General features: G+C 64.9%; 17 protein-coding genes. 7 read left to right on the top strand and 10 right to left on the bottom strand.

All coding sequences use genetic code 11. The annotated features are described in order from the left end of the window. Nucleotides 1-94: 94 nt before the first annotated feature. The 3 genes from WN73_RS40300 to WN73_RS40290 form a co-directional block, all read right to left on the bottom strand. Complete coding sequence (locus tag WN73_RS40300) at nt 95-697, bottom strand: PepSY domain-containing protein (RefSeq protein ID WP_028171890.1); 603 nt, start codon at nt 695-697, stop codon at nt 95-97. Between the two features lie 240 nt (nt 698-937). After that, a complete protein-coding gene (locus WN73_RS40295) occupies nt 938-1,684 on the bottom strand; it encodes a TetR/AcrR family transcriptional regulator (RefSeq protein ID WP_060912132.1) in 747 nt (248 codons plus the stop codon). A gap of 126 nt (nt 1,685-1,810) precedes the next feature. Further along, nucleotides 1,811-3,019 (bottom strand): patatin-like phospholipase family protein, encoded by a 1,209-nt coding sequence (locus WN73_RS40290; protein WP_271557853.1) that lies wholly within the window; start codon nt 3,017-3,019, stop codon nt 1,811-1,813. 190 nt (nt 3,020-3,209) lie between these two features. Between WN73_RS40290 and tgt the strand changes: the two genes are divergently transcribed. Then, nucleotides 3,210-4,367, top strand: coding sequence for a tRNA guanosine(34) transglycosylase Tgt (gene tgt / locus WN73_RS40285; protein WP_028171893.1), 1,158 nt, complete (start codon nt 3,210-3,212; stop codon nt 4,365-4,367). Nucleotides 4,368-4,370: 3 nt separating this feature from the next. Here the strand turns inward: tgt and WN73_RS40280 are convergent, their stop codons facing one another. After that, the gene (locus tag WN73_RS40280) at nt 4,371-4,589 is read right to left on the bottom strand and encodes a hypothetical protein (RefSeq protein ID WP_028171894.1); all 219 of its coding nucleotides are present in this window, start codon (nt 4,587-4,589) and stop codon (nt 4,371-4,373) included. Between the two features lie 223 nt (nt 4,590-4,812). On the opposite strand from WN73_RS40280, the gene cysK reads away from it, so the two are divergent. Both cysK and WN73_RS40270 read left to right on the top strand, forming a co-directional pair. Then, on the top strand, nt 4,813-5,790 hold the full coding sequence (gene cysK / locus WN73_RS40275) for a cysteine synthase A (protein ID WP_271557849.1): 978 nt from the start codon (nt 4,813-4,815) through the stop codon (nt 5,788-5,790). 3 nt (nt 5,791-5,793) lie between these two features. Then, complete coding sequence (locus WN73_RS40270; RefSeq protein ID WP_011087450.1) at nt 5,794-6,033, top strand: BrnA antitoxin family protein; 240 nt, start codon at nt 5,794-5,796, stop codon at nt 6,031-6,033. 77 nt (nt 6,034-6,110) lie between these two features. Here WN73_RS40270 and WN73_RS40265 read toward each other — a convergent pair whose 3' ends face one another. Beyond that, complete coding sequence (locus WN73_RS40265) at nt 6,111-7,538, bottom strand: caspase family protein (protein WP_028173937.1); 1,428 nt, start codon at nt 7,536-7,538, stop codon at nt 6,111-6,113. A gap of 201 nt (nt 7,539-7,739) precedes the next feature. Next, nucleotides 7,740-8,615: a DMT family transporter gene (locus WN73_RS40260; protein ID WP_271557846.1), complete on the bottom strand. Its 876-nt coding sequence runs from the start codon at nt 8,613-8,615 to the stop codon at nt 7,740-7,742. Between the two features lie 147 nt (nt 8,616-8,762). Between WN73_RS40260 and WN73_RS40255 the strand changes: the two genes are divergently transcribed. After that, entirely contained in the window at nt 8,763-9,161 is a 399-nt protein-coding gene (locus tag WN73_RS40255) for a RidA family protein (protein ID WP_011087447.1), read from the top strand. A 52-nt stretch (nt 9,162-9,213) separates the two neighbouring features. On the opposite strand, the gene WN73_RS40250 is transcribed toward WN73_RS40255, so the two are convergent. From WN73_RS40250 to WN73_RS40240, 3 genes are all read right to left on the bottom strand, one after another. Beyond that, nucleotides 9,214-9,759: a hypothetical protein gene (locus tag WN73_RS40250; protein ID WP_028173939.1), complete on the bottom strand. Its 546-nt coding sequence runs from the start codon at nt 9,757-9,759 to the stop codon at nt 9,214-9,216. Further along, nucleotides 9,704-10,054, bottom strand: a complete 351-nt coding sequence (locus WN73_RS40245) for a hypothetical protein (RefSeq protein ID WP_038967470.1) — start codon at nt 10,052-10,054, stop codon at nt 9,704-9,706. Before WN73_RS40245 ends, WN73_RS40250 begins: the two co-directional genes overlap by 56 nt. A gap of 172 nt (nt 10,055-10,226) precedes the next feature. Continuing rightward, nucleotides 10,227-10,814: a formyltransferase family protein gene (locus WN73_RS40240; protein ID WP_011087445.1), complete on the bottom strand. Its 588-nt coding sequence runs from the start codon at nt 10,812-10,814 to the stop codon at nt 10,227-10,229. A 189-nt stretch (nt 10,815-11,003) separates the two neighbouring features. On the opposite strand from WN73_RS40240, the gene WN73_RS40235 reads away from it, so the two are divergent. Both WN73_RS40235 and WN73_RS40230 read left to right on the top strand, forming a co-directional pair. Next, nucleotides 11,004-11,288 carry a hypothetical protein gene (locus tag WN73_RS40235; RefSeq protein ID WP_271557843.1) on the top strand — a complete coding sequence of 95 codons (285 nt, stop codon included), beginning with the start codon at nt 11,004-11,006 and terminating at the stop codon, nt 11,286-11,288. A gap of 334 nt (nt 11,289-11,622) precedes the next feature. Further along, nucleotides 11,623-11,856, top strand: coding sequence for a hypothetical protein (locus WN73_RS40230; RefSeq protein ID WP_028173941.1), 234 nt, complete (start codon nt 11,623-11,625; stop codon nt 11,854-11,856). Nucleotides 11,857-11,861: 5 nt separating this feature from the next. Here WN73_RS40230 and WN73_RS40225 read toward each other — a convergent pair whose 3' ends face one another. Beyond that, nucleotides 11,862-12,164: a hypothetical protein gene (locus tag WN73_RS40225; protein WP_028173942.1), complete on the bottom strand. Its 303-nt coding sequence runs from the start codon at nt 12,162-12,164 to the stop codon at nt 11,862-11,864. A 199-nt stretch (nt 12,165-12,363) separates the two neighbouring features. Here WN73_RS40225 and WN73_RS40220 point away from each other — a divergent pair, with 199 nt between their 5' ends. After that, nucleotides 12,364-12,576 carry a hypothetical protein gene (locus tag WN73_RS40220; RefSeq protein WP_271557840.1) on the top strand — a complete coding sequence of 71 codons (213 nt, stop codon included), beginning with the start codon at nt 12,364-12,366 and terminating at the stop codon, nt 12,574-12,576. Nucleotides 12,577-12,578 lie beyond the last annotated feature (2 nt).

The following is a 12,578-nucleotide window of genomic DNA, read 5'->3' as shown; positions in this document are numbered from 1 at the left end:
GGTGGTCGTGAACATGGCGGCGACTTATGGGGGAGAGTCTTGCGTCCGTCAATGGCTTTTCGGCGGGATTGTGGCCGCCGGCCGGGAGCCGTCTCTACTTCGTTCGGGCGCCCGGCGGCTCGAGGATGACCTCCTTGAGGTCGTCGCCGCTGATCACGACGATCGCGAAATTGAGCCGGCCACGTTCGCGCACGAGGCCGCCGCTGATCGCCTTGCCGGACGCTGCCTGCTCGGCGACGCGCACGGCATCCGCAAGGCGGTGCCGGATCGCGCCGAGTGCTGCGAGGTTGCTGCGATCGTCGCGGTCGAGCTCGGCAAGGGGCAGGGCGGCCTCTCCGCCGACGAACTCGCCGGTCGCGGCATTGATGGTGTGGCGCCAGATCCGGTCGTTGTGCAGCGTCTTCACCCGGTAGACCGGCACGCCGGAGGCGCCGTCGAAACTCACGTCCGCCGTGGTGGCGCCGGCGTGGCGGGACTCTGCGAGAGCCATGGCCTGGCTGATCGAGATCGACGAACCGCGGAAGCGCTCGATCTCGCGGCTGACCGCTTGGCGATCCGCCTCAGCGTCACCATCTGTGTCGCTGTGAAGCGCGGTCGGTGTGCCTGCGGTCACGATTGCCCGCGCGGGCGCTGCGAGAAGCAGCGCGGGCAAGGCGATCGCAAGCAGTCGTGAGGTCCATCGTTTGGCTGTCGTCATGCTCGAAACCCTCGGCCAGCGAGTGTGCCGGATGATCGTAAAGAATTCGCGGCCGGCCTTGGGCATCGGCCGGCCGCGGAGCGCCGCGGCGAGCTGTACCCGCCGCGGCGATCGAAGCGGTCCGGACCTCTTTTGGGGCTGGTGAAAAAAGCGGCCCGTACCGACTTAACTAAACCATACCGTATCGTTTTATTTTGGTCAATGGCGAGGGCGTGGATAGATCGCAACCTCACGGAATTGTCAGCGGGATGGGCGTCGCCGCGGCGTGCCCTTGGTGGCGTCCTGGACGCGGTCGGCCGGCCCCAGCGCGCCGGCCAGGAACAGCTTGATCGCAGTACGCATCCGCTTTTCCGCGGACTTCAACTCCAGTGCCGTTCCGAATGTCGCCATGCGGTGGGTATGACCGACGACGACGTCGAGAAACACTTCCGCTGCGATGGTGGTGTCGTCGAGGTCGAGCGCGCCTTGCGCCACCAGATGGTCGAAGAAGCGCGCCGTCGTGGCGACAGCCTTGAGCCAGCCTTCCTCCATACCGAGCTTGGCGACATCGGGGAAGTTGATGGCCTGTGACGTCATCATGCGGCTGAAGGCGACGGCATCGGGCCCGCAGGTGAAGCTCAGCATCTCGCGCCCGATCTCGACCAGCCGCTGCTCGACGGGGATGTCCGAGGCGCTGCTGAGCTGCGTCTCGGCGGCCGCCGACAGCGGCGCCAGCCAGCGCGCGATCTCGCGCCTCAGCACGGCGGCGAACAGGCCACGCTTGTCGCCGTAACGGGAATAGACGGTCGGCTTGCTCACCCGTGCCGCTTCCGCAACCGCATCGAGCGAGGTGGCGTCGAAGCCGCGATCCAGGAACAGGCGGGTGGCGACCTCGATCAGCCGCTGATCGCGCTCGATCGCGGCGGTCTTGGTCGGCCGGCCGCCGCGCGATTTCGGCACCTCGCGCCGTGCTGCTGCCGGTCTTGTCTTGGTCGCAGTCAATCCCATGCCCAATGATTCCTGCGCGGTCGTCACTGCTCTATAACGCGCAGCAACCGGGGCGTCATCGCGAATCTGGCCGAATTGGCCGTATCGTCAACGGTCTCGATACGACCTCGTTCCGGCACGGAGGTCTCATGGCAGCGCCGAAGTCCAGGCCTGGCCCGCGGCCGCCTTCTCATATCCGTACTGATACAGCGCCCGCATATAGGCGGTGTCGAATCCTTCCGAGGGCGGTGCGGGGTAGTCGCGCGCGATGTAGGAGAGATGGAAGCCCAAATGGTTGCGCCTGGCGAAATCGTAGGTCGAGAAGATGATCGAGCGCGTCTGCGACTGGGTGATCGACGACAGGCTGCGTGAGGCGACATCGACGGTGCTGTTGGACACGAGCTCGAAGTTGCGTTCGATCTTCTTGTTGACGAGGATGTAGATGTCCATCTTCGCACTGCCCGGCAGGCGGCTGCCCTGGAAGAGCAAGGCTTCCGGCAGCGTCAGCACCGGGGCCGTCACGCCGCCGTCGACGTGCATCTCCTGAAACCTGCGGCCCTGGCCTTCGGCGTCGATCATGATCGGTGGAAACACCAGGGGAATGCTGGCGGAGGCCGCCATCACGTCGCGAAACAGTTTGAGCGCCTCGGGCGTGCCGATCTCGGCGATCTTGCCCATGTTCCAGATCGCGGTGCGCTGGGTGTCGAGATCGGTCGTCACCACCAATAGCCTTCGGCCCTTGGCATTCTCGCGCGCGACTTGCGCCATGATCTCGAGCCCGACATAGCGGGCGACCAGTTCGCGCAGCCTTGTGTTGCCGAACAGGCCGGATCCGAACAGCACGCGGATGATGCTGGGGTCGTTCAGGAGGCTTTCCGCGATGCCGCTGGTGTAGACCTCCTTCAACGTGTCGTCATATTGCGGGCCGAGAAACGCAAAGGGCGCGATCAGTCCGCCGGTGCTCACGCCGGAGACGACCGAGAAGGTGGGGCGGGTTCTGGCCGCGGTCCAGCCGTTGAGCACGCCGACGCCGTAGGCACCGTCCGCACCGCCCCCGGAGAGCGCCAGATAGGACTTTGACGCGTTGCTGTTGTCCTTCTCGAAGCTGAACTTCGTGACGGGGTCGTCGGCGTAGCGCCTGAGGCCATCGATATCGAGCACGCGCGAGGTGCTGGCCTCGGCGGCGGTGTAGGGCGCGCGGGGCAGGGAGGTGCAGGCGCCGAGCGCCAGGCTGCACGCCAGGACCAGGAACCCGATCAGGCGGGCGCCTGTCTGCCTGTCCCGGCCATGTGAAGGGACGGGCACGTCAGTCGAATGTGAAGCGAAGGGCATCGTCGGTGGCTGGCGATCACGCATCTACCGCCGCCGGCAAACTCGCCGCGGCTTTTCGTCCAGCCCCCACCGTAAAACTACACGGTATCGTTTTGTTTAACAAGGTGGCGGGGACCATATCCGGGGCCATTTGTGTCCCAGTCTGAGGCACGGGGTGGCCGAAGTGCGGTCCCGCGGGTTGATCGGCCTTCTCCGACACGCAATAAGCACCGCCATGAATCGTCCTGACGCAGCTCTCCCCAATCATTTCGAACTGCTCGCCACCGATGGCACCGCGCGCACCGGGCGCCTGACCACGCCGCATGGCGTGGTGCGCACGCCGGCCTTCATGCCGGTCGGGACCGCCGGGGCCATGAAGGGCATGCACTGGCGCGAGGTGCGCGATGCCGGCGCCGACATCGTGCTCGGCAACACCTATCATCTGATGCTGCGCCCCGGCGCCGAGCGGATTGCGGCGCTCGGCGGCTTGCAGCGGTTCACCGGCTGGAACGGGCCGATGCTGACGGATTCCGGCGGCTTCCAGGTGATGTCGCTTGCTGACCTGCGCAAGGTCAGCGAGCACGCCGTCACCTTCCGTTCGCATATCGACGGCGCCAAGGTCGAGCTGTCGCCGGAGCGCTCGATCGAGGTGCAGCGTTTCCTCGGCTCCGACATCGCCATGCAGATGGACGAATGCGTGCGGCTGCCCGCCGAGCACGCCGATATCGAGCGCGCGATGCAATTGTCGCTGCGCTGGGCCGAGCGCAGCAAGCGCGCCTTCGAGAGCGCGCCGGACGGTTACATGCTGTTCGGCATCGTGCAGGGCGGCGACGTGCCCCAGCTTCGTCATGCGAGCGCGGAAGGGCTCGTCGCGATCGGCTTCCACGGCTATGCGATCGGCGGCCTCGCGGTCGGCGAACCGCAGGCGGTGATGCTGGCGATGATCGACGAGACCGCACCGATGCTGCCGAAAGAGCGGCCGCGCTATCTGATGGGTGTCGGCACGCCCGACGACATCCTCGAAGCCGTGAAGCGCGGCATCGACATGTTCGATTGCGTGATGCCGACACGCAATGGCCGCCACGGCGTCGCGTTCACCCGCTTCGGTCAGGTGAATCTGCGCAATGCGCGTCATGCGGACGATCCGCGTCCGCTCGACGAAGAAAGCACATGGCCGTCGACGCGCAGCTACGCGCGCGCCTACCTGCATCATCTCGTCAAGGCGGGCGAGACGCTGGGGGCAATGCTGCTGTCCGAGATCAATATCGCTTACTATCAGTCCCTGATGCAGGGCATCAGGGATGCGATCGCACACGGAACGTTCGACGAGTTCTACCAGCGTACACGCGAGGACTGGGCGAGGGGCGACATCGCCCCGCGCCAGGGCGACTGAGGGTCAGTTGCACACGATCCGCTGCCTGACGGCATGCTTGGTCACGAAGCCGTAACCGCAATTGTCGCAGGTCCAGAGATAGCTGATCATGTGGTCCGAGACGTAGGCGGATGCTTCGGCGGCGACCATGGAGTCGGCGCAGACCGGACAGGTGGGCAACTCGCTACAACGCGGATCGCGGTTCAGCGCGACGGTCGACAACACTTCAGCAACTGCTGACATCGTGGTGACCTCCCTGCTTTAAGACGTAAGTCTAACATAAGCAGAATCACTTGACGAGGTCGCAACACAAAAGCGTTGGTTTTCTGATATTTGTAGCTCACGTGATTTTGCGATGCAGCGTATTTAACATGTGCCGCATTGTCGCTTGCGTGTCGCCGCAAGCTGTCTGTAACTGCGCAAGAGCCACGGCAGAAGCGCAAATTGTCGCTACAGGGAGTTCATCATGGACGCATCGTCCGCCACGCGTGCAGCGCATCAACCCGGCCGCGGCCGGATCTATGACTCGATTGTCGAAGCTTTTGGCGACACGCCGATCGTGCGATTGCGACGGCTGCCGGGCATGCACGGTGTGAACGCGACGATTTTGGCAAAACTTGAATATTTCAATCCGGCCGCGAGCGTGAAGGACCGCATCGGCGCTGCCATGATCATCGCCATGGAGAAGGCCGGTATCGTCAAGCCGGATACCGTGCTGATCGAACCGACCTCCGGCAATACCGGCATCGCGCTCGCCTTCGTCGCCGCCTCGCGCGGCTACCGGCTCAAGCTCGTGATGCCGGAATCGATGTCGATCGAACGGCGCAAGATGCTGGCCTTTCTCGGCGCGGAGCTGGTGCTGACGCCGGCCGCACAAGGCATGAAGGGCGCGATCGCCGCCGCCGAGGAGCTGGTGAAGACGACGCCGAACTCGGTGATGCCGCAGCAGTTCAAGAACCTCGCCAATCCCGAGGTGCACCGCCGCACCACCGCGGAGGAGATCTGGAACGACACCGGCGGCAACATCGATTTCTTCGTTGCAGGCGTCGGCACCGGCGGCACGATCACCGGCGTCGGCCAGGTGCTCAAGCCGCGCAAGGCCTCGTTGCGGGTGGTGGCGGTCGAGCCGGAGGAGAGCCCGGTGCTATCAGGGGGACAGCATACGCCGCACAAGATCCAGGGCATCGGCGCGGGCTTCGTCCCTGATATCCTCGATCGCTCCGTGATCGACGAGATCGTCAAAATCAACTCGACCACGGCGATCGAGACCTCGCGCGCATTGGCGCGGCACGAGGGCATTCCGGGCGGTATCTCCTCGGGTGCTGCGATCGCCGCGGCGCTCCAGATCGGCAAGCGGCCGGAAGCTGCGGGAAAAACCATCCTGGCGGTGGTACCGTCCTTCTCCGAGCGGTATCTTTCGACGGCTCTGTTTGAGGGAATCTAGGACATGGCGGATCTACCGAGGCGGCCGCGCACGCTTGGCGATGCCAGGACCGAGGCCGAGGCGGCGTTCAAGAAGGTGACGGCCAAGGTCGCCGCGGCGCCGCCGAAGCAGAACGTGGCACCTGGGATCAAGGAGCAGGTCACGCTGCGCATCGACCAGGACGTGCTGGAGTTCTTCCAGGAGGGCGGTCCGGGCTGGCAGGACCGCATCAACGAGGCGCTGCGGAAGGCGGCGGGGAAGTAGCGCGTAGTCTTTCCAGGTTGCCCCAACGAAAAAGCCCGGCGCGAGCCGGGCTTTTGTGTTTGGGGTTTGATCTGGCCTCAGCGGCGGAACATGCCGCCCATCATGCCGCCGACGACGCCGCCGACGAAGGCCGCGCCGGCCGCATCGCCGGGGTTGCTGCGTTGGGGAGCCGGCGCCGGTGCGCTGCTGGCCGCGGGGGCGCTGGCGCGCCGGGCCGCCTTCTGGCTGTTGTCGCTCGCAGTCGGCGGAGCGGCCACGACCTCCGAGAGCAGCGCCTTGTGCTGGAGCTTGTTGAGGTAACCTGACGAAGGATAGCCGCGCGCGGCCTGCCAGCGCTTGAGCACGGTCCGGGTCTCGTCGCTGAACACGCCAGTCTGCTTGGTGTCGAAGCCGAGGCCGGTGAGGCGACGCTGCACGTCGCGGCGCTGGTTCTTGTCGAGGCCGATCTGGTCCTCGGTAATCTGAGTGGCCTCATCGGTGAAGGTCGCAGGATCGACGCCGGCGTTGAGGGTGCGCGTCGCGGTCGAGGGGCCGCTCTTGATCGCGGCAAGCCGCGCCAACGCCAGGGCCTTGAACTGGCCGTTCGGATAGGCCGAGAGGTAGGCGTTGAGCTCTTCCGGCTTGTTGGACTCCTTCACCGAGCGCCAGTATTCGAGTTCGACGCCGTCCGAGCCGCCAGTCGCCGCCGGCACGCTGCCAGCCGCCGTCGGCGCCGCGTTGGCAACCTGGGTGGTCGGGGCCTGGTTGAGATAGACGGCGCCGATCAGGTTGGTGTGGCCCCAGGGAAGCTGGCCCTTGTGGGTCTCTTCGTTGACCTGGGCGCGCACCGACGTCATCGCCTGCTGGATCTCGATGCCGGGCTTGGTGATGTTGTCGATCAGCGCGCGGGTGAACGGGCTGTTGTTGCCCTCCTGGCCGTCGAGCGCGGTCTGGCCGGGGCCGGTTGCGAACGCGATCAGCGTGCCTTCGCCGGACTTCATCTCGGCAAGGCCGCTCTGCACGTTGACGCTGCGGGTCGCGGAGTTCGACTTGATCTTGGCGGCGAACGGATTGTCGCGGCAGGCATCGAGGAAGACGAGCTTGACCTTGGCATCGCCCATGGTCTGCTCGAGTGTCAGGTCGATGTTGATCGCAGCGCCCAGCTTGACGTCCATCTCCGACTTGATGTCGGCGTCAACCGGCAGCAGGTAGTTGGTGCCGCCGACGGCGATGCCGTGACCGGCATAGTAGAACAATGCGATGTCGGAGCCCTGCGCCTTGCGGCCGAAGTCGAGCAGCTTTTCCGTCATCTGGTCGCGGCTGAGATTGGACCCTTCGATCACGTCGAAGCCGACATTGCGCAGCGTCGCCGCCATCGCCTTGGCGTCGATCGGCGGGTTCGGCAATTGCGCGACGTTCTTGTAGGAACCGTTGCCGACGACGAAAGCAACACGGCGGTCCGCCTTCGCGGCACTGACCGACAGTGCCATGCACATCAGCGAGGCGATGAGGGTGAGATAGCGCATCTGAAATCCCCAGAATCGAATTGCAGGCAGCAACAAATTGGCGACGAACCTACACGAAAATGCCCGGCTTCGCGCTAGCGAAACGACGGTTCGCCCAACCCACTGCTTCGCGGCCGAATGTGCACGATGGAATGCCCCTTCTAACGTGATCCAGATCACGTTCGACCACTTTGTTTTTGTCGCGCGAGGCCGCGCGCCGGTTCACTGCGCGCGGGCCGGAATCTGGGCCGCCGGCTTCAGATTCAGGAGGTTGCCGAACAGGATCAGCGCCGCCCCGAGCACGGTCCAGCCGTCGAGCCGTTCTGAATACAGCAGCCAGCCGGCCGTCGCGGTGAGAGGAACCCGCAGGAAGTCCATCGGAACCACCACCGTCGCGTCCGCGTAGCGCATGGCGCTGGCGAGGCAATAATGCGCGAACGTGCCGCAGACCGAGATCACCGCCACCCAACCCCAGACATAAGTGGGCGGCCAGGCCCAGACATAGAGCGTCGGCAGGAAGCCTGCGACCGACTGCACGACCAGCATCCAGAACAGGACCGCCAGCGCGCTCTCGGTCCGGGTGAGCGATTTCACCAACGCCATGGACACGCCGAACCCGACCGCGGCGCCGAGCGCGATCAACTGGCCCTGATTGATCTCGCCGGTCGCGGGCCGCACGATGACGATCACGCCGACGAGGCCGAGCACGATCGCAGCGATCTTCCACGAGGTCATGCGCTCCGACAGAAAGCTCGCGGCGAGGATCGCCGTCCAGATCGGCATCGTGAACTCGATTGCCACCACCTGGCCGATCGGAATCAGCGTCAGCGCGAAGAACCAGCCGAGCTGCGAGACGTAGTGGATCAGATTGCGCGCGATGTGCTGCGGCAGGCGCCTCGTCCTGAGCGTCCCGAATCCGCCGGCGCGCCGGATCATCGGATACAGCATGCAGAGGCCGAGCAGCGAGCGAACCTCCATCACCTGGAAGACGTTCATCTCGCGCACGGCCTCGCGTCCCGCGACCGCCATCACCAGGGTCAGCGACAGCCACCCGGCCATCCACAATGCAGCCATCGTTTTGGACGGAGGAGTGGTCATTGGCGCGCGATGCGGAAGGAAAGGGCGTTGGAGGGCAGGCTGGTATCCGCGACATCAATACGGTTTACAACGGCCAAAACTGCGGATGCAGCGATGCACGGGTGCGTGCTAAGGGAGGGCCAACGAGCGAAATGGGAGAAACAGCTCATGCGTATCCTGCAGCCGGCCGAGTGGAAGAAACCGCGCGGCTTTTCCCATGGCGTCGTGGTCGAGGGGCCGGGCCGCTGGGTGGTGCTGGCCGGGCAGACCGGCGGCGACGAGGCGGGCGAATACGCCCCTGACATGGCGGGCCAGGTCGCAACCGCGCTGAAGCGGATCATCAAGCTGCTGGGCGAGGCCGGCGCCGGCCCCGAGCACATCGTCCGCCTAACCTGGTACCTGACCAGCCGCAGCGAATATGAGGCCGCAGGCGCCGGCATCGGCGCGGCCTGGAAGGAGACGCTGGGCCGCAATTTCCCGCCTTCGACGCTGCTCTACATCGGAGGCCTCGTCGACGACCGGGCCAAGGTCGAGATCGAGGTGACGGCGTTCGTTCCCAGCGCATAAAAAAATCGATCCGGCGCGGGCGCCGGATCGATTGTCGTGTCGTCGTACTGGCTTAGCGCGACATCGAGATGTTGGCGCCGCGGAACTGGCTGTCCGCGCGCATCGTGACCGTCTGCTTGTTGCCGGAGGTCCGCAGCGAGATGTTTGCGTTGAAACCAGCGGCGCTGGCGACCACCTCGAAACTTCCACCGCCACCGCGGCCCTGGAGCGAGCCGCTGATGTTACGGCTGGCCTCGCTCCAACCGCCGGTAATGGCGCTGCCTTCGGACCGGACGTTGGCGGCGAGGTTGAACTTGTAGGCGTCGCTGGCACAGGTCAGCGACATCTCCATGGTGGGCCCGATCGGAGCATATTTGGCCCGGCAACGGATGCGTTCGGTGGAGCCGTCATCCAGGGTGACGATCCCGCCGCCGCTCCAGCTGCCCGCGAGCGGGGCAAACGGGCCGGACTGGGCCTTGCTTTCAGTGTTCGCGAACGCTGCCGCAAGCAAAACGGCGGCCGCGATCAGCAGCCGCCGGCCTCCGGCGCGAGTCTCGATTGGTTTATTGGCGCGATGCTTCCCACCGCCCGCTGCACGGTATGCCTGCAGATGCTCCATTCCACTTCCCCGATCCGGCGTTGCCGCTGAGTTGACCGTTGGCATATGCACCATTGATCGAAACTTTCACAAGTCCCCCGCTGCCGATGGTGCCGGAAACGTTAGCGCCGGGCGCGGTGATCTTGCCGTCGGCGACTGTCAGCATGGAGCTTGCGGTCGGCTCGCAGGAACCGGACTTGGTCACGATGGTGACCTGCCAGTTGCCGTCATAGGGGGTCTGGGCGAAGGCGGTGGCGGCGAGGGTGCCGGCGAAAACTGAAGCGGCACAGAACGCCGCGATGCGACCAAAACGCATGAATTCCGTCCTTGAATTTGTCTGATATCCTGACGCTTATTCGGACGAAATGTGACGGAAATTTGTTGCAATGCCAAATCGAAAATTGTTCCTGTGGAAACAATGGTTTATTTGTGTTTTTGGCTCCGATTTTTCAAGCAGAATCAATGCGGCTTCACGTTAAGGGTAAACGTCAGGACAGACTCGGCGCGGAAGTCGCGAACTGCTCGTCCTGAACCTTGGCCGGCAGTGCCTTGTGGACTTTGACGTAATCGATCACGTCGGCCAGCAGTTTGAGCCCGAGCGGGGCGAGCGCGCGCTCCCAGAGCTCGCGGGCGGTCTCGCCCTTCTTGACGAAGCACCAGTCCTGCGCGGCGATGGCGCCGGCATCCATGCGATCGGCGAGATGATAGATCGTGCCGCCGGCGATCGGATCGCCTTCCTTGATGGTCCATTCCACGGCGGCCTTGCCGCGGTGGCGCGGCAGCAGCGAGGGGTGATAGCCGATCCCGCCGAACCGGGCCGCGGCGAGCGCGTCCTTCCCGATCCGGGCATGGCTGTGCGCGGTGATGATCAAATCGGTGTCGGGCGCGATCTCGGAGGCAACCACCAGCTTCGGATTGGCCTGCACCACCACCTCGATGCCGGCCGCCCTGGCGGTCGCAGCAAGGCGGTCCTCGGCATCGGCCACCACGACCCGCGCGATCGACACGCTGTGCTCCCGGAGCATGTTCAGGGTGGTCACGCCGAAATGGCGGGAGCCGACGAGGGTAATGCGCATGTGTGTCCGATCCGTCTCGCAACTGCGTCATACCCCCGATAACACGTCCGGGCGCCGTGTCACCATCTGCGGGCCGTTTCTGCCGGTTATCAACAATGCGCCGGGCGCAGGAGACGGTGAATTCCGCGATTGCGCGGCCGGCCGTTCCGGTGCTTGCATGCGCGCATTGCACCGGCTCGGAGCGAGCGCATGCGCAGCGCCTGGTTCATCCTTCTTGCGACACTGATTGCGGTCACCCCGGGCCATGCCGGCGGGCCGTACCCGGCGGTCCCGCCCGAGATCGGCGTCGCGCCGTTCATCGGGCCGACCTGGGACGCTTATCGTTGCGCGGGGGGACCGGTCTATAATTTCTATGATGGCGCCTATTACGGCGAGGAACCGCCGGCGCTCTATCGCGGCTACGCCTACCGGCCGCATTATCGCTACAGCGCCTATCGCCGACTGCCGCGGACGTACTTCTGCGTCACCGACTAGCGTTGCCGCACGGCCACGGTCGAGCGGCAAATGATGATGTGACGGTTCCTGTGTTTCATTTCGAACAGAAAGAATCCATCCCGCCGTTAGAATGGCGATACCGGGGCTGGCGACATTTGATCCGGATCCATTTTCGAACCCGGCTTTGGCCGCTGGCCTGATCGCCAGCGGCCTTTTCATGCCGCGCGTCGCAAAATCATCTGACGGTAACGCGTTCTCAACCTGCCTGGCGTATCGACGAATCCGTCGCGGATTTGTAATGCGTACCGCGACACCGAAAATGTCCCGCCGGCGTGGGTGCGCCGCGCGGGCCTTTTTCGCCGGGACCGATTTCATGCCGAGCGCGATTGAGCAGATCGTCGACATCTATGTCCGACTGAAGAACAGGCGCGGCCTCGACGAGCTGATGATGCACAGGCAGCGGCTCGCGGTCGATCTGAAGAGCAGGTCGGGCTATGATTTCAGCCTGCCGATCGGTCAGATCGACGAGGAGATCGCGATCATCGAGGCAGGTCTCAGCCGGCTGAAGGCTGGCTCCAACGATGCCGATACGACACGTTTGATCTGACGCGCTCAGTCGCGCCGGCCGCCGTCGATGACGGTGAACAATGGCCGCGCCGGGGTCGGCTCCGCCAGCAATTCCTCCACGAGTGCGGTGGCCGCATCGACATATTTTCGCGTTGGCTTGTCGAGCTCTCGCTTCGCCTCGTCGTCGAGCGCGACCTTGGCCGCCTCGACCAGCTTGCGCATCCGCGCCGCATGGTCGTCGCCGGCCGTCAGGGTTGCGCGCGCCAGCGAGCGCAGCACGAACAGCTCGCCCTCGAGGCGGAGCAGACGATCGTTGAGCCTGGTGAGGACGGCGTTGAGGTCGGCCATTTCCGCGGTTCGTCGCTGTGGATTCGTCCTGATCTAGCGGCGATCGGTGAACGGAGTGCAAACGGCATCGGCGCAATTGGGCTGATCGTCCGTATGTCGCGGTGCCGCCGTTGTGACCGGTCGTGACGTCGCTTATGCGTGGGCACAGCATGGTTCCCGCACCACATGTCAGCCCGGGTGGACGTTTGGAGCCCATGCGATGCGGTTTATCCCGGTTGTGATCCTCTTGATGTCGGCATGTTCGGCTGCCGCCGCCGCGCCGGCTCACCACGCCCGCCCGCACCACCCCGTGGTCGTCCGTCCGGCCGAGGACGCGCCGGTGCCGCCCGGCTGGTACAAATTTCCCGGGTGGCCGCCGATCCCGCCGTCGGAGAACAGGAATCTCGATCCCTCCAATTTCGGCGGAGGCTGATC

The organism is Bradyrhizobium sp. CCBAU 45394, from assembly GCF_028128655.1.
Lineage (GTDB): Bacteria > Pseudomonadota > Alphaproteobacteria > Rhizobiales > Xanthobacteraceae > Bradyrhizobium > Bradyrhizobium diazoefficiens.
Note: the sequence above shows the minus strand (reverse complement) of the source record. Positions and strands in the feature narration are given on the sequence as shown.